Genomic DNA, 15,658 nt, shown 5'->3' with positions numbered 1-15,658 from the left:
CGAACCCGTCACTCGCGCAGGTTCATGCCTGCTGTACGCGCGAGGGTGTCGAAGCCGGGGAATGAGGTTGCGACGTTCGCGACATCGTTGATGCGCACCTCGCCGCTGGCCAGCTGGGCGGCGACGGCGAAGCTCATGGCGATGCGGTGGTCGCCGTGGCTTTCGACAACACCGCCGGCCAGGCGTCCGCCTTCGATCACGGCACCGTCGGGCGCTTCCTCGATGGCGATACCGAGCGCACGCAGGCCCGCGGCCATCGTCGCGATCCGATCGGATTCCTTGACCCGCAGTTCGGCGGCGCCCCGCACGACGGTGCGGCCCTGTGCGCACGCGGCGGCGACGAACAGGATCGGGAACTCATCGATCATGTCCGGCACGATCTCCACGGGTACGTCGATGCCGCGCAGCGGCGCATGGCGCACGACCAGGTCCGCCACGGGTTCTCCGCCCTGTTCCTGCCGGTTTTCCTCGCGGATGTCCGCACCCATCGCCCGCAAGGCGGCCAGCAGGCCGATGCGGCGCGGGTTCATGCCCACGGCTTCGAGTCGCACTTCGGATCCGGGAACGAGCGTGGCCGCCACGATGAAGAATGCAGCCGAGGAAAAATCAGCGGGTATGTCAATGTCGATCGCGGAAAGCCGATGTCCCCCAGCCCCAGGCAGGCGCGCGATCCCCGGCGCGAAGTCGACCGGCCAACCGAAGGCAGCCAGCATGCGCTCCGTGTAATCACGCGTCGGGTGCGGCTCGCGCACGACGGTTTCACCGTCGGCGTACAGCCCCGCGAGCAGCAATGCCGACTTCACCTGCGCGCTGGCCACGGGCGTGGCGGTTTCGACGCCGCGCAGGCGAGCGCCGCCATGGATGCGTAGCGGCGGCAGGCCGCCCGGTGCGCTGTCGATCTGCGCGCCCATCGCCGCGAGGGGATGGATGACCCGGCCCATCGGCCGCTTCGACAGTGATTCATCGCCGACCAGCGTGCTGTCGAATGCCTGCGCCGCCAGGAGGCCGGCCAGCAGGCGCATGCCGGTTCCGGCGTTGCCGCAATCCAGCGACTCAGGGGTGCCCCGCAGTCCATGCAGGCCGACGCCATGCACGATCCGCTCACCGTCATTGGGCGCCTCGATGCGCACCCCCAACTGCGCGAATACCCTCGCAGTGGCGCGGGTATCCTCGCCCTCAAGGAAGCCGCGGACATGCGTGGTTCCTTCGGCGATCGCGGCAAGCATGACCGCGCGATGCGAAATCGACTTGTCGCCGGGAGCGCGCACGCTGCCGCGCAGCGCAGCTCCGGGCGATGCGATCCATTGTCCGGCAGGCGCTTCGCGGTTCATCCCAGCACCGTGTCGAGTGCCGCCAGCAGGCGCTGGTTCTCGTCGTGCGTGCCGATGGTGATGCGCAGGCAGTCACCGAGGCCGTAGCCGGCCATCGGACGCAACACGACACCCTGCGCAATCAGGGCCGCTTCAAAGAGCGCCGTATTCGCGCCGAATTCGACCAGGACAAAATTCGTCTGCGACGGAAACACGTGCAGGCCGCGCTGCTGCAATGCCTGGCTGAGCCGGACACGCTCGACCGCGTTGCACTCCAACGACCACTGCAGGTGGGCCGCATCATCCAGCACCGCCTCGCACGCGGCGAGCGCGGGGCCATTGACGTTGAAGCTCTCGCGCACACGTTCCATCACCGCAACCAGGCCGGGGGCAGCGAGCAGGTAGCCGACGCGGAGGCCGGCCAGGCCGTACGCCTTGCTGAAGGTACGGGTCACCACGAGGTTGGAATGCCGCGCCAGCAGAGGCAACGCGCTGGCGTAGTCCGGAGCATCGGCCATCTCCGCATACGCCTCGTCGAGGACCACGATGACGTGGCCCGGAATGCGGGCAACGAAGGCTTCGAGCGCATCGCGCCCGAACCAGGTTCCGGTCGGATTGTTGGGGTTGGCGACATACACCAGCTTGGTGGCCGGCGTGACCGCCGCCGCGATCGCGTCGAGGTCGTGACCGAGCGGCATGGCCGCGTGATCGCGCGGCAGCGCCCCGATCACTCGTGCATTTGCGCCTGCGCACTGCGTCGCCAGTGCGAACACGGCAAAGCCGTAGCGCGAATACACGACATCATCGCCCTCGCCCGCGAAGACCTGCGCCAGTTGCATCAGCAGCTCGTGCGAGCCGTTGCCGAGCAGGATCTGGCCGACGTCGACGCCATGCTTCGCCGCCAGTGCCCGCTTCAGGTCGAGGCCAAGGGGATCCGGATAGCGGTGCAGCGAATGCAACTGGTCGAGGATCGCCACGCGCGCGGCTGGCGATGGACCGTAGGGGTTCTCGTTGGAACCCAGCTCGACCAGGTTGTCCTCGCCGAACTTGCGCCGGAACGCGACCAGGTCGTGGCCCGGATCATAGGCGCGCAGGCCCTGCACGCCGCGCGATGCGCGGGCGGCGAACCAGGCTTCGTCATGCATTGCTTCGCCCATCACGAAATGGCCACCGGATAGGAGCCCAGCACCTTCACCTCCTGTGCGAACGCCTCGACCTCGTCCAGCGCGCGACGCATCGCGTCTTCCTGCGCATGACCGGTGATGTCGATGAAGAAGGCGTACTGCCACAGGCCGGTATGGCCGGGGCGCGACTCGATGCGGTTCATGCTCAGGCCGTGCTTCGCGAAGGGGGCCAGCACGTGGTAGAGCGCGCCTGGCTGGTCCTTGATGAAGACGAGGAGCGAGGTGCGGTCGTTGCCCGACGGCGGGAACAGCTCGCGGCCGAGCACCAGGAAGCGCGTGGTGTTATCGGGCCGGTCCTCGATGGGGCCGGCCAGCGACTTGAGGCCATAGACGGTCGCGGCACTGATGCCGGCGATGGCCGCCGCATCGTCGGCATTGCGCGCCCGCTTGGCGGCATCCGCGTTGCTCGTCACCGCGATCTTCTCGGCCTTCGGCAGGTACTGGCGCAGCCAGGCCTTGCACTGCGCGAACGACTGCGGATGCGAATAGACGCGTTCGATGTCCTCGAGGCGGCCCGCGCGCGAAAGCAGGTGCTGGTGGACGCGCAACTCGACCTCGCCGCAGATCCTCAGGCGCGAGGTGAGGAACATGTCCAGCGTCGACTGGATCGTGCCCTGCGTGGAGTTCTCCACCGGGACCACGCCGAAATCGGCGTGGCCGGCTTCCACTTCCTGGAATACTTCCTCGATGCTGGACAGCGGCAGGCCATGGATCGAATGGCCGAAGTGCTTGTAGACCGCCTGCTGCGAGTGCGTGCCCTCCGGGCCGAGGAAGCCGATCTTCAACGGCTCCTGCTGCGCGAGGCAGGCCGACATGATTTCGCGGAACAGGCGCACCAGCACCTCGTCGTTCAGCGGACCGTCGTTGCGGTCGACGACGCGACGCAGCACCTGTGCCTCGCGCTCGGGGCGGTAGTAGTCCACCGCCGCCGCGAGCTTGCCCTTGGCCTTGCCGACCTGCTGCGCCCAGTTGGCGCGCTCGATGATCAGCGCCTGGATGCGCTGGTCGATACCGTCGATGTGCGCACGGACTTCGGCGAGGTCGGGCTTGGGTTCGTTCTTGCCGGTTTCCGGCTTCGCCGCTTCACGGGTGCGCTTACCGGCTTTGGCCGGACCGCGTTGCGCGTGCTTGGTGTCTTTCTTTGCCATTCCTATACCTCTTTCACTTCCGGGCGCTCACCCATGCCATCCATGGCGATGCACTCCGGGCTCCGGATCGCCCGGCCCGGCCTTGCCGGCCCTGCGCAGCGCGCAGGGCGTTCATTCAAGGCGCGAGGCAATGCCTCGCAAGCGCCTTGCACTCACCCATGGCCGGGCGTTCGCGGCCGCGGCCGATGCCGATAGGGCATCGGCCAAGCGCGGCCGCTCACCCATGCCTTTGCCTGAAGTCGCGCATGAAGTCGGCCAACGCCTGCACGCCGGCCTCCGACATCGCGTTGTAGATCGAAGCGCGCATGCCGCCGAGCGCGCGATGCCCCTTGAGGGAGATCAGGCCGGCACCCTGTGCTTCCGTGAGGAAAGCCTTGTCCAGCGCCTCGTCGTGCAGGAAGAACGGCACGTTCATGCGCGAACGCACGGCCTTGTCGACCTCGTTGCGATAGAAGCCACCGGAGTTGTCGATCACGTCGTAGAGCAGCGCCGACTTGCGCGCGCTGCGGCGGGCGAATTCCTCGACGCCGCCTTCGGCCAGCATCCACTTCACGGTGAGGCCGAGCAGGTACCAGTTCCAGCTTGGCGGCGTGTTGAGCATCGATTCGCCCTTGACGTGCGAGCGGTAATCGAGGATGTCGGCGCGCGGCTGGCCGACGCGTTCGAGCAGGTCGCGGCGGATGATCACGACGGTGATGCCGACCGGCCCGAGGTTCTTCTGGGCGCCGGCGTAGATCACGCCGAACTTCGACACGTCCACCGGCTCGGAGGCGATGCTCGAGCTGAAATCGGCAAATAGGGGAACGTCGCCTACCTCGGGGATGTCGCGGAATTCAACGCCATGAATGGTCTCGTTGGCGGTGACATGTACGTAGGCCGCATTCTTCGAAAGCTGCCAGGTGTCGCGCGCGGGAATGCTGCGGAACCCATCGGCCTCGCTGCTGGCGGCGACATTCGCGGCCACATATGGCTTGACCTGCTTGATCGCGGTCTTGCCCCAATGGCCGGTCAGCACATAGTCAGCCGCCTGGCCCGGCTCGGCGAAGTTGAGCGGCAGCAGCGCCTGCGCGGTCGTCGCGCCGCCGCCCAGGAACAGCACGGCGTAGTCGTCGGGAATCGACATCAACCTGCGCAGGTCGGCTTCGGCCTCGGTGGCGACCTGGATGAACTCGGGGCCGCGATGGCTCAGCTCGACGATGGACGCGCCGACGCCATGCCAGTCGAGCATTTCCTCCTGCGCCTGGCGCAGGACGGACTCAGGAAGGGCGGCGGGACCGGCGCTGAAATTGTGTACGCGTGACATGGATCTCCTCGGCTTGGCGAAAGTTGTCTCTTGCGGCACAGGGATTCGCTCCAGGGTGGGCGAACCAAAGGATTGGCAAGGCGAGGGATGGCAGGCCAGGCGGGGTATGTGCAGCCGTTCTAGTATGCCGCAGCGCAACACGCATGGATCAAGAGTTGCCCGCGCAACTTTTCGCCCACTTATTCCCTCTGGACATATAGTCGAACCACAGTCGCAGGAGCCGGCCATGTCCCTACGCGATGCATTACGCATTCCCTCCTCGGAACTCACGGACGAGGCGGTCTACCGCGACCGTCGCCGCCTGCTGGCCGCGCTGGCGGCGGTGCCGGGACTTGGCCTGGCCGCCTGCAGCGACGCAGCCCCACCGCCACCACCTTCAAAAGTGACCATCACGCCGGAACAGGCGCGCGCCGGATTCCGCACCAGCGAGGAACTCACGCGCTACGAGGACGTCACCACCTACAACAACTTCTACGAATTCGGCACTGGCAAGAGCGACCCGTCGCGCGCCGGCCGCACGCTGCGGCTACAGCCATGGAGCGTGGCGGTAGGCGGCCAGTGCGCGAAGCCGGGCGTCATGTCGCTGGACGACCTGCTCAAGGGCGCCACGCCCGAAGAACGCATCTATCGCCTGCGCTGCGTCGAGGGTTGGTCGATGGTGATTCCATGGCGGGGCGTGCCGCTGGCAAAGGTGCTCAGTCGCTTCGAACCCAACTCCAAGGCGAAGTACGTCGCCTTCACCACGCTCGAGGACCACAAGCAGATGCCCGGCCAGGGATACGGTGCGCTGGACTGGCCCTACCGCGAGGGCCTGCGCATCGACGAGGCCATGCATCCCCTCGCCTTCCTCGTCACCGGCCTGTACGGCAAGCCGCTGCCGCAGCAGAACGGCGCCCCGCTGCGGCTGGTGGTGCCGTGGAAATATGGCTTCAAGGGCATCAAGTCGATTGTCGCCATCACTTTCGTCGAGACCATGCCATTCACCAGCTGGAACGATGCGCAGTCCTCGGAATACGGCTTCTTCAGTAACGTCAATCCGAGCGTGGACCATCCGCGCTGGTCGCAGAAGACCGAACGCCGCATCGCCGGCACGCAGAGCAAGCTGTTCGCCGAACGCATCCCCACGCGCATGTTCAATGGCTATGCGGACCAGGTCGCCGGGCTGTACACGGGCATGAACCTGCGGAAGTGGTTCTGAGATGGCTCCTGCTACGCGCGGCGTCCGCACCTCACGCGGCGTGGTCGCCGCCAAGAGCGTCGTCCACCTGCTCGCATTGGTACCCGCCGCGATACTGGGCTGGCAGATCCGCGCGGAGGCCTTGACCGGCAGCGGCGGGCTGGGCGCGGATCCGGTCGCGGAGATCGAACATCGCCTCGGGCTGTGGGCCCTGCGCTTCCTGATGTTGACCCTGGCGATCGCACCCCTTCGGCAGCTGACGCACCAGCCCGTATTCCTGCGCTTCCGCCGCATGCTCGGGCTGTACGCCTTCTTCTACGCGACGCTGCACCTCACCGCCTATCTCGTGCTCGACCTGCGTGGCTACTGGACGCAGATCTTCGAGGAGATCGCCAAACGCCCATACATCACGGTCGGCTTCACCGCATGGCTGTTGCTGGTCCCGCTGGCGCTCACGTCCACGCAGGCGTCCATTCGCCGGCTCGGCCGCAACTGGGGGCGATTGCACAAGCTCGTGTACGCCGTTGGCGTGCTCGCCGTGCTGCATTTCTGGTGGCTGGTGAAATCCGACGTGCGCGAACCCGCGCTGTACGCGGCGATCCTTGCCACCCTGCTGGGTTGGCGCGTCGCGAAAAGCCTGCGTGACCGGCGCGCTAACGTGCGCCGTACAGCAGCAGCAGGCTGAGCGCGGCGGCGAGGAAGAGCGCCGCCAGCAACAACCAGGGCACGCGTCGGATCGAGGAAGGACCCTTCGATTCGCCTGCCGGCGCGGCGGGCGCTTCGACCGGCGCCGGCTGGGCCGGTTTGCGGGGTTCGCCGGCCGTGCCACGGCTGGGTGCTTCGACCAGGAATCGCTGCGTGTCGAACACCACCTGGTCTCCCGCCCGCAACAAGGCGCTGCGTACGGGCCAGCCGTTGACGAGGCTGCCTTCGTGCGAACCCAGGTCGCGCAGCACCAGCCCTTCGGCGTGCGGCTCGAGGCGCGCATGGCTATCCGCGAACGCGGGATCATCGATGCGGATGTCGCATTCGGGCAGGCGTCCGACCAGGCGCGGCTGGTCCAGGGTGATGCTGCGGCCGTGATGCGGGCCGCCGATGCCGCGCAACACCATCCGCGGGTCGGCACCGGGATCGCTCGAAGCCGGTCTCGCCTCGGCCGGCGCCGAAGGCGGCGTATCGCCGAGCAGCAGCCATTCGTTGCCGTCGACGAACACGGCATCGCCCGCACGCAACATCGCCATGCGACGCACCGGCCGGCCGTTGACGTGGAGACCACGCGCGCCCTCGCGCAACTGCAGCCAGACGCCCCGGCGATCCACGCAGAACTGCGCGATCGCCTGCGCGGGATCGTCAACCATGACCGGGCGGTCGGCGGGATCACGACCAATGGAATGCACGCCCGGTCCGAGGACCAGGTCCGGCTGCTGGCGATTGGGAAACCGCAGTCTCAGGTGGGTCATGTGGCAGGAGATAGGGCGCGGCCGCAATCTAGCACGCCGCACCGTGTTTGCAGCCGCGCGAATGCGCGGTGGCGCTTGGATGCACGTGGCTCTGCCCGCACAATGCGCCGCACAGGAGGAACCACCATGTCCAGCATCGATATCCGGCACGCCCATTCCCTGCCGCATGCGCAAGCGCGCAAGGCGGTACAGGAAGTCGCGGACAAACTCGCCGAACGCTTCGGAATCGGCTACGACTGGGAGGGCGATACCCTCAAGTTCGCCCGCAGCGGCGTCGACGGCAAGATCGACCTGGCCCCCAAGAGCCTGCGCGTGACTGCCAACCTCGGCTTCCTGATGTCCGCCTTCAAGGGAACGATCGAGAGCGAGATCAAGCGCGTGCTGGACGAACGCTTCGGCTGAGTTGCTCGGCGTCTCAGCAGTTCTCGTATTTCCAGTTGCGGCGCTTGCCTTCGGCCATCCATTCGACGGCCTGCTCCAGGCGCCTGGCCCGGGTTTCCTCACGCTTGGCTTCGGTGATCCATTCGACATACTCCCGCCGGCAACTGGGCGGGAACGCATCGAACGTGGCGCGCGCCCTTGCATTTTTCTTCAGCGCGGCCGCCAGGTCGTCCGGCACCTCGACCGGCGCCTTGGGCCTGGCGTCCCTGTTCGCCGGACGCTTCACGCCGTCCTCGATCCATCGCCTGCCTGAGGTAACCGGTCAGCTCGCGCTTGCCCGGCAAGTCGGCGACTGCGGTCAGCCGGCCGAACTGGCCCATGGCGTCCTCCCTGCCATCGCTACCGACGACCATCGCGCCCTGCCACAGGCGGAACGTCGCGTGCTGCTTGAAGGCCGCCATGCCGCACAGGATGCTGCCCCGGTAGGTGAAGCTGGGTGCGCTCCACTTCATCGTCTCCTCGCAATCCGGGCAGGCGGCGTGGACGACCTCACGCAGGTGCAGCAGGATGGGTCGCGCGAACTCCGCCGAACTGGCGATGTAGGCATCGATGCGGGGGTCGCGTTGGCCCATAGTTGGTGTCCGGGATGCAGGCGACTATTCTGCATGGCTTCTGCGTTGGGATGAGAAATAGGGGGAAATCATCATGGTCGACCGGGAACGCCGGCAGCACAAAGTCGTTTCAGGCGCGGTCCTGCGCGCGCAGTTGACCGAAGAGCAGCTCCTCACGTTGCAGGAACTCGAGCGCTTCGGCTGCGAGCTCAGGTTCGTCCGCCGCGCGCCGTTCCAGGACCCGGTCGCGGTGGTGGTCGATGGCGACCGCAAGTCGTTCTCCCTGCTGAAGCCGGATGGCACGCTGGAGGACAATCCCCAAGGCCTCAAGCTGCGCGACACTCTGGTTCCAGCCTGACAGGCGCCATCAACCTTGCTGCTGCAGGGCCCAGCGTCCCAGCGTCCGGTACTCGTTGCGCCCACCCAGCAGGCTGTCGATCAACACGAATTCGCGTGTGGGCCACGTCACCGCGTCGATGGCCTCAATCGGCAAGGGCGTGCTTGCACCGCGCAACACGGTGACATGCGGCTTGAACGTGGGGTGCCCCTGCACTGCTACATGCTGCCTGGACAGGGCCTTGCGCAATTCCTCCCACAGGCCCTGCAACGACGCGCTGGCCTCGGCACAGCCGAGCCAGCCTATCCCCCTGGGAAAATGGCCCGCCCGGTCCAGGACCAGGTCGAAGGCCGGCAGTTCCAGGGCCTGCGCGGCGCGGCATGCCGCGTCGATGCGCTCCATCGGCAACTCCGAAAACATGCCGAGGAAGTGCAGGGTCATGTGGTAACGCGACGGCGACACCCAGCGGCCTTGCACCGCATGCCTCGCGCGCAAGGCTTCGACGGTGCGCGCGGTGCGATCGCGTGCGCTGGCGTCGGGCACGAGGGCGAAGAAGACATTGTGGCTGGCGGTTTCGCCCGCGGTCGTGGACGCGGACCCGAACAGATCATCGTGCATCCGCCCAGTGTAGTGCTTCATGCGCTGGCGACACGCTTCGCGCAAGCATTGCCGAAACGGAATGCATGGGAAAACGAACATGTCCGCGCAGGAAATCAATAGGCCGGGGCAGCAGCGACCGATGCAGCGGCAACCGGAAACAATTCGTGAAAACTACCGCGGCAGCGGCAAGCTTGAAGGCAAGATCGCCCTGATCACCGGGGGCGACAGCGGCATCGGCCGTGCCGTGGCGGTGCATTTCGCGCGTGAAGGCGCCGATGTCGCGATCGTCTACCTGAGCGAGGACAAGGATGCCCAGGACACGCGGGCAATGATCGACCGGGAAGGACGCCGGTGCCTGCTGATCCGCGGCGACCTCCGCTCCGACGATTTCTGCAAGTCGGCGATGGAGGAAACGGTAAGCAAGCTGGGGCGCCTGGACGTGCTGGTCAACAATGCGGCAGACCAGGTACCGCAGGACAGGCCCGAGGACATCAGCAGCGAGCAGCTTCGGCTCACCTTCGAAAACAACTTCTATCCGTATTTCTACCTGATCCGCCATGCCCTGAAGCATCTCGGTGACGGCGGGATCATCATCAACACCGGCTCGGTGACTTCGTTCCGCGGCAGCAAGCACCTGATCGACTACGCCTCCACCAAAGGCGCGATCGAGACCCTTACCTACTCGTTGGCGCAGAACCTGATCGAACGCGGAATACGTGTGAATGGCGTGGCACCCGGTCCAATCTGGACACCCTTGATCACGTCCAGCATGGACAAGGAAGAACAGCGGAAATTCGGCACCAACACCCCGATAAAACGGCCCGGGCAGCCGAGTGAGGTCGCCCCCGCCTACGTCTACCTGGCCTGCGACGACAGCAGTTACGTCACCGGGCAGTTCATCCACGTCAACGGCGGCGGCTTCATCGGCTGAAGCCGCCAGGGCGCGTCATTTTTTCGCCTGCGCGCGCAGGTAGTCGGCGAGGCCGTCCAGCTGCAGCCCCTGCACCTGGTCCACCACCGGCACGAACTTGCGCAGGTCGTCCGGCGTGTAGCCGCCGGCGCGGTACCACAGCGTGATCTTCGTGCCACCCTCGACCTTGGCCAGGCGCCACTCCAGCGCACCGTCGAGGCCCATGCCCTGCAGCGGGCCCAGACCGCCGGTCATGCGCAATGTGTGTTCCGGATCGACGAAGGTGACGGTCATGTGCCATGCCTGCCGCGCGCCGTTGATCTCGCAGAAACAGCCACCGGCACGCGGCTGGATCGAGAGCTTGCCGGCATCGCCCCACCAGGTGTGGTCCTTGGGCCACCAGCGGCCGACGTCGTTGACCAGCGCCCTCCACGCGGTCCTGGTATCGACCGGAACGACCTGCGAGTTCTCGATGGTGAATCCGTTGGCCGTCGAATCCTTGACCTCCGCCCGCACCGCGCCGCACGCCAATGCGGCAATGGCCGCAGTCAACACGATGCTGGTTCGCATGGCCGATCCCCGGAGGCAGAGCGCCGATTAACGCGCGGCGTCCGGCGGCGTGCAAGTGGACTCAGGACAGCCGATCGACACCCGGCCGCACGTGGAACGGGCTGATGCGCGGCCTGAAGTTGGGGCCGACGCGTCCCGTCTCCTGCGCCGCGATGTCTGCCCGGCTGGACGATCAGCCGTCGAGTTCGGCCCAGCGCGCGTAGGCCGCATCCAGTTCCGCCTGCGTGGCGGCCAGCGCCGCGTTGTGGGTCGCGATGCCCTCGCTGCCGCGCTGGTAGAAAGCCGGGGCATTCATCGCCTCGGTCAGCTCCGAAAGCCGGGTCTCCAGGGCCTCGATGCGGACCGGCAGCTGCTCGAGTTCGCGTGCGTCCTTGTAGCTGAGCTTGCGCTTCGTCGCTGCGGGGGCGGGCGTTGCCGACGCCACCGGTTGTGCTGCCGGCCTCGCGGCCGCTTGCAGGGAGGCCGCGCTTTCCGGCCGCTGGCGCAGCCAGTCGGTGTAACCGCCGACGTAATCGCCGACGTGGCCCGCGCCTTCCATCACCAGCGTCGAAGTCACGACGTTGTCGAGGAAATCACGGTCATGGCTGACCAGCAGCAGCGTGCCCTGGTAGTCGGACAACAGGTCTTCCAGCAGCTCCAGCGTTTCCACGTCGAGGTCGTTGGTCGGCTCGTCCATCACCAGCAGGTTGGACGGCTGCGCGAACAGCTTCGCCAGCAGCAGGCGGTTGCGCTCGCCGCCCGAAAGGCGCGTGATCGGCGCGCGCGCGCGCTCCGGCGTGAACAGGAAGTCCTGCAGGTAGCCGATGATGTGCTTCGGGCGACCGTTGATCTCGACGCTCTCGCGGCCCTCGGCGACGTTCTCGATCGCATTCCAGTCCTCGCGCAGCGTGGCGCGGTACTGGTCGAAGTAGGCGACCTGGATATTGCTGCCCAGCTTCACTGCGCCCGAGGTCGGCGCCAGCTCGCCCAGCAGCAGCTTCAGCAACGTGGTCTTGCCGCTGCCGTTGGGCCCGATCAGGCCGATGCGGTCGCCGCGCATGACCGCAGTGGACAGCTCGCTCACGATGGCCTGTGCGCCGTAGCCGAAGGACACATCCTTCAACTCGATGACCTTGCGTCCCGAGGCGTCGCCCTGCGCCACTTCCATGCGCACGTTGCCGGTGAGGTCGCGGCGTTGCGAACGCTCCGAGCGCATCGCCTTGAGCCGGCGCACGCGGCCCTCGTCGCGCGTGCGGCGGGCCTTGATGCCCTGCCGGATCCACACTTCCTCCTGCGCCAGCAGCTTGTCGAAGCGGGCATTCTCCTGCGCTTCGGCGTTCAGGCGCTCCTCGCGGCGGCGCTCGTAATTGGCCCAATCGCCCGGCCAGCTGGTGACTTGGCCGCGGTCGATCTCGACGATGCGCGTGGCCAGCGCCCGCAGGAAACGACGGTCGTGGGTGACGAAGACCAGTGCACCCGGCCAGGCCTTGAGGAAGCCTTCGAGCCAGTCGATCGCGGCGATGTCGAGGTGGTTGGTCGGTTCGTCCAGCAACAGTACGTCGGGCGACGACACCAGGGCACGCGCCAGCAACACGCGCCGCTTCATGCCGCCGGAGAGGCCGGAGAACAGCGCATCGCCGTCGAGGTCGAGGCGGGTCAGCGTCTCCGTGACGCGCTGGTCGAGCGACCAGCCTTCCGCGTCCTCGATCTTCGACTGGACCCGGGCGAGCGCATCGGTATCGACGTGGTCGGCATGGCTGAGGTGGTGGTATTCGGCCAGCCAGGCGCCGAGCTGGCCCAGGCCCGCGGCGACGACGTCCCACACGTCCCCCTCCGCACCGGCCGGCACTTCCTGCTCCAGGCGCGCGATACGCACCCCGCCCTCGACGCGGACTTCGCCATCATCGGGCTTGATGTCGCCGGCCAGCAGTTTGAGCAGCGTGGACTTGCCGGCGCCGTTGCGGCCAATCAGGGCGATGCGTTCGCCGGCATCGATGGACAGGCCGACATTTGCCAGCAGCAGCGGGCCGCCGACACCGTAGTCGACGTTTTGCAGAGTGATCAGGGACATATGCCCCATTCTACCGGTCCCGCATGCCCCGCTCCCGGCGCATACTGATCCCGACGCGCGGCACATCGCCGCGACATCCAACGTCCAGCGGAGGACACCATGTCAAAAGGGCTCGACAAGAAGAAGGAACAGAAGAAGAAGCCGGCGAAGACGCTGAAGGAAAAGCGCGCCGAAAAGCAGGACAAGAAGTCCAACAAGGGCTGAGCCCCATCGGCTGAGCCGCGCCGGCCCGCGAGGGCTCCACGGCTCAGCAAATTCTCCGGAGTGCGTCCCACACACCCGGCGCAGCGTCAACGCGTCGCGGCCGGACCCAGCACCACGATCCTGGACGCCATGGGGATGCGTTCGTTGCGCCGCAGGGCAATGTCGACTTCCTGGCCATCAAGGCCAAGGACGTCGAGCGGCTTTCCGTCCAGAGCTTCGACTTTCGTCGCGGCGTCGTAACCGATGCGATTGAAGATATGGGAGTCCGCCTCGTCGACGTGGAGCGTGCGCGTGCCCGTGCGGATCTCGTGGACGGTGCCGTGCAGGTAACTCCCCCATACGTGATCCGCCGTGGTCGTGGCCAGCACGCGTATCTCACCGGCCTGCAGCCGTGCCCCGACCTTCCGGACTTCCACCAGCAGGCGGTCGCCGTGCGCGAGTTCGGCGATCGACGCCGTGCCGCCAGCCGGGCTGGCCGCAAGCGGGGTGTCGTAATAGACATTCACGGGGCCGCGCTCCCCCACCCGGCTGCCGATCTGCGTGTCGCGGCTCAGGATCAGGCGATGGCTGTTCGCGTCAACACGCGTCAGGGTGCCCACCACGTGGCCCCGATCGGTGGGACCACCCGCGCTCGCCACCCCGCCGCCACCTGCCATCGCGACAAGACAGACCGCCAGCCAGCACGCCATGCGCCGTGCGACCGGCCGATATCGAGTTGGCGTGCCAGCCATGAAGCCCCCGCCGAAACCGGGACGCCACGATGATGCGCCCAAAAAATCCGGCTTCGCGGACCCGCCGTGCTCCCCCGATCGGGGGATGCGTCAGGAACTGCAGGAAAGCATCGAACAGCCCGCGCGCTGGCGCGCCCAATCCGGTCGCCTGGCGGCGAATGCCTCGCGACCGGGCTGCTCTTCATAAGGCCTCCGCATCACATCCAGCAGTTCGTGGATGCCCGTGACGTCGCCCTGCTCGGCCCGGTCGATGGCCTGCTGGGCCAGGTAGTTGCGCAGCACATACCTGGGATTGGCCGCATTCATGCGGGCCGCCCGCACGGACGCGTCCGCGGCGTCCACTTGCACGCGGGTTGCGTAGCGCGCCAGCCAGGCATCGAAGGACGGGCCTGCCGCGTCGCGCTTGGCTTCGTCGTAGAAGGCGTGCGCCAGCGGTTCCGGGGAGGGAGCGGCAATATCGACCTGCGCCAGCGCGCGGAAGAACAACGTCATGTCGACTTCGGCATCCGCCAGCAGGGTGTGCAATTCCTGCACCAGTTCCACGTCCGCATCGCGGCACTCCGCCAGTCCCAGCTTGCGCGCGGTGTTGTCGCGATCCTCGCGCGTGTAGACATCGGCATAGCGCTGCAAGCCGTCGTTGAGGCGCTGCGCATCCTCGAACAGCGGCGAAATCGCCTGCGCCAGCCGGATCAGGTTCCAGTACGCGATCTTCGGCTGCCAGCCGAAGCGGTAACGGCGGCCGTTCGCATCGGTCGTATTCGGCGTCCAGTCCGGGTCGTAGTTGTCGATCCAGCCGTAGGGACCGTAGTCGATGGTCAGGCCGAGGATCGACATGTTGTCCGTGTTCATCACGCCGTGCACGAAGCCCACGCGCATCCAGTGCGCGATCATCACCGCCGTGCGCACGCACACCTCGCCAAACCACGTGGCGTACAGCTGCTCGCCCTCGCCTTCCAGCTCCGGGAAATCACGGCGGATGCAGAATTCCAGCAGCTGCCGCAACAGCAGCAGGTCGCCGCGCGAATACGGCAGTTCGAAGTTGCCGAAGCGCAGGAACGAAGGCGCCACGCGGCAGACGATCGCGCCGGGCTCCGGCTTCGGATGCCCGTCGTAGAACATGTCGCGCACCACCATCTCGCCGGTACCGACCAGGCTGAGCGCGCGCGTGGTCGGCACACCGAGGTGATGCATCGCTTCGCTGCACAGGAACTCGCGGATCGACGAGCGCAGCACGGCACGGCCGTCGGCGGTGCGCGAATACGGCGTCAGGCCTGCTCCCTTGAGCTGGAGCTCCCACCGCCTGCCGTTCGCGCTGACCGTTTCGCCCAGGGTGATCGCGCGGCCGTCGCCAAGCTGGCCGGCCCAATGACCGAACTGGTGGCCGCCGTAGTTCGCTGCGTACGGCTCCATGCCGGGCAGCAGCGCGTTGCCACCAAAGACGCGCGCGAATTCGGGGGATTGCACGTCTGCCTCGTCCAGCCCCAGTTCCGCGGCCATCTCGCGCGAGTACGCCAGCACCCGCGGTGCCTGCACCGGGGTGGGCGCAACCCGCGACCACAGCGCGCCTTCCACCTGGCGGATGCGCGCGCCGGCTTCCGGATCGCCCGGCAGTTCGCGCACGAAGGCATTGTCGAAACTGACATCCAGCATCTGCCGAGCGCGTCCTCCTGATCGAGTGACTA

At 66.9% G+C, this 15,658-nt stretch carries 16 protein-coding genes and 1 pseudogene; 5 read left to right on the top strand and 12 right to left on the bottom strand.

Annotation, left to right across the window (positions count from 1 at the left end):
* Positions 1-8: 8 nt before the first annotated feature.
* The 4 genes from aroA to serC all read right to left on the bottom strand — a co-directional run bounded on the left by aroA (position 9) and on the right by serC (position 4,945).
* A complete protein-coding gene (gene aroA / locus ACXJJ9_RS04815; RefSeq protein ID WP_457096060.1) occupies positions 9-1,331 on the bottom strand; it encodes a 3-phosphoshikimate 1-carboxyvinyltransferase in 1,323 nt (440 codons plus the stop codon).
* A complete protein-coding gene (hisC, locus tag ACXJJ9_RS04810; protein ID WP_457096059.1) occupies positions 1,328-2,467 on the bottom strand; it encodes a histidinol-phosphate transaminase in 1,140 nt (379 codons plus the stop codon). The genes aroA and hisC overlap by 4 nt, the downstream gene beginning before the upstream one ends.
* On the bottom strand, positions 2,467-3,642 hold the full coding sequence (gene pheA, locus ACXJJ9_RS04805; RefSeq protein ID WP_457096058.1) for a prephenate dehydratase: 1,176 nt from the start codon (positions 3,640-3,642) through the stop codon (positions 2,467-2,469). Before pheA ends, hisC begins: the two co-directional genes overlap by 1 nt.
* Positions 3,643-3,859: 217 nt before the next feature.
* Complete coding sequence (gene serC, locus ACXJJ9_RS04800; RefSeq protein ID WP_457096057.1) at positions 3,860-4,945, bottom strand: 3-phosphoserine/phosphohydroxythreonine transaminase; 1,086 nt, start codon at positions 4,943-4,945, stop codon at positions 3,860-3,862.
* Between the two features lie 226 nt (positions 4,946-5,171).
* Between serC and msrP the strand changes: the two genes are divergently transcribed.
* The gene (gene msrP / locus ACXJJ9_RS04795; protein WP_457096056.1) at positions 5,172-6,143 is read left to right on the top strand and encodes a protein-methionine-sulfoxide reductase catalytic subunit MsrP; all 972 of its coding nucleotides are present in this window, start codon (positions 5,172-5,174) and stop codon (positions 6,141-6,143) included.
* A 1-nt stretch (position 6,144) separates the two neighbouring features.
* Positions 6,145-6,807, top strand: coding sequence for a protein-methionine-sulfoxide reductase heme-binding subunit MsrQ (msrQ, locus tag ACXJJ9_RS04790; RefSeq protein WP_457096055.1), 663 nt, complete (start codon positions 6,145-6,147; stop codon positions 6,805-6,807).
* Here msrQ and ACXJJ9_RS04785 read toward each other — a convergent pair.
* A complete protein-coding gene (locus ACXJJ9_RS04785) occupies positions 6,776-7,582 on the bottom strand; it encodes an FHA domain-containing protein (RefSeq protein WP_457096054.1) in 807 nt (268 codons plus the stop codon). The two genes, msrQ and ACXJJ9_RS04785, sit on opposite strands and share 32 nt — an antisense overlap.
* Positions 7,583-7,708: 126 nt before the next feature.
* Between ACXJJ9_RS04785 and ACXJJ9_RS04780 the strand changes: the two genes are divergently transcribed.
* The gene (locus tag ACXJJ9_RS04780; RefSeq protein ID WP_457096053.1) at positions 7,709-7,984 is read left to right on the top strand and encodes a polyhydroxyalkanoic acid system family protein; all 276 of its coding nucleotides are present in this window, start codon (positions 7,709-7,711) and stop codon (positions 7,982-7,984) included.
* Between the two features lie 13 nt (positions 7,985-7,997).
* On the opposite strand, the gene ACXJJ9_RS04775 is transcribed toward ACXJJ9_RS04780, so the two are convergent.
* A complete protein-coding gene (locus tag ACXJJ9_RS04775; RefSeq protein WP_457096052.1) occupies positions 7,998-8,201 on the bottom strand; it encodes a YdeI/OmpD-associated family protein in 204 nt (67 codons plus the stop codon).
* A gap of 118 nt (positions 8,202-8,319) precedes the next feature.
* Positions 8,320-8,595, bottom strand: a pseudogene (locus ACXJJ9_RS04770) (DUF1801 domain-containing protein); the annotation flags it as partial.
* A gap of 73 nt (positions 8,596-8,668) precedes the next feature.
* Here ACXJJ9_RS04770 and ACXJJ9_RS04765 point away from each other — a divergent pair.
* The gene (locus ACXJJ9_RS04765) at positions 8,669-8,932 is read left to right on the top strand and encodes a hypothetical protein (protein WP_457096051.1); all 264 of its coding nucleotides are present in this window, start codon (positions 8,669-8,671) and stop codon (positions 8,930-8,932) included.
* A 9-nt stretch (positions 8,933-8,941) separates the two neighbouring features.
* Here ACXJJ9_RS04765 and thpR read toward each other — a convergent pair whose 3' ends face one another.
* Positions 8,942-9,529: an RNA 2',3'-cyclic phosphodiesterase gene (gene thpR, locus ACXJJ9_RS04760; protein ID WP_457096050.1), complete on the bottom strand. Its 588-nt coding sequence runs from the start codon at positions 9,527-9,529 to the stop codon at positions 8,942-8,944.
* A gap of 79 nt (positions 9,530-9,608) precedes the next feature.
* Here thpR and ACXJJ9_RS04755 point away from each other — a divergent pair, with 79 nt between their 5' ends.
* Positions 9,609-10,442, top strand: coding sequence for an SDR family oxidoreductase (locus ACXJJ9_RS04755; protein ID WP_457096049.1), 834 nt, complete (start codon positions 9,609-9,611; stop codon positions 10,440-10,442).
* Between the two features lie 15 nt (positions 10,443-10,457).
* Here ACXJJ9_RS04755 and ACXJJ9_RS04750 read toward each other — a convergent pair whose 3' ends face one another.
* The 4 genes from ACXJJ9_RS04750 to ACXJJ9_RS04735 form a co-directional block, all read right to left on the bottom strand.
* Positions 10,458-10,991: an SRPBCC family protein gene (locus tag ACXJJ9_RS04750; protein ID WP_457096048.1), complete on the bottom strand. Its 534-nt coding sequence runs from the start codon at positions 10,989-10,991 to the stop codon at positions 10,458-10,460.
* Positions 10,992-11,163: 172 nt separating this feature from the next.
* A complete protein-coding gene (locus tag ACXJJ9_RS04745) occupies positions 11,164-13,041 on the bottom strand; it encodes an ATP-binding cassette domain-containing protein (RefSeq protein WP_457096047.1) in 1,878 nt (625 codons plus the stop codon).
* Positions 13,042-13,331: 290 nt separating this feature from the next.
* Entirely contained in the window at positions 13,332-13,976 is a 645-nt protein-coding gene (locus ACXJJ9_RS04740; protein ID WP_457096046.1) for a hypothetical protein, read from the bottom strand.
* 90 nt (positions 13,977-14,066) lie between these two features.
* Positions 14,067-15,626 (bottom strand): protein adenylyltransferase SelO, encoded by a 1,560-nt coding sequence (locus tag ACXJJ9_RS04735; protein WP_457096045.1) that lies wholly within the window; start codon positions 15,624-15,626, stop codon positions 14,067-14,069.
* Positions 15,627-15,658: the final 32 nt, after the last annotated feature.

Source organism: Lysobacter sp. P5_B9, from assembly GCF_054049835.1.
This window is presented reverse-complemented; position numbering and strand designations above follow the sequence as displayed.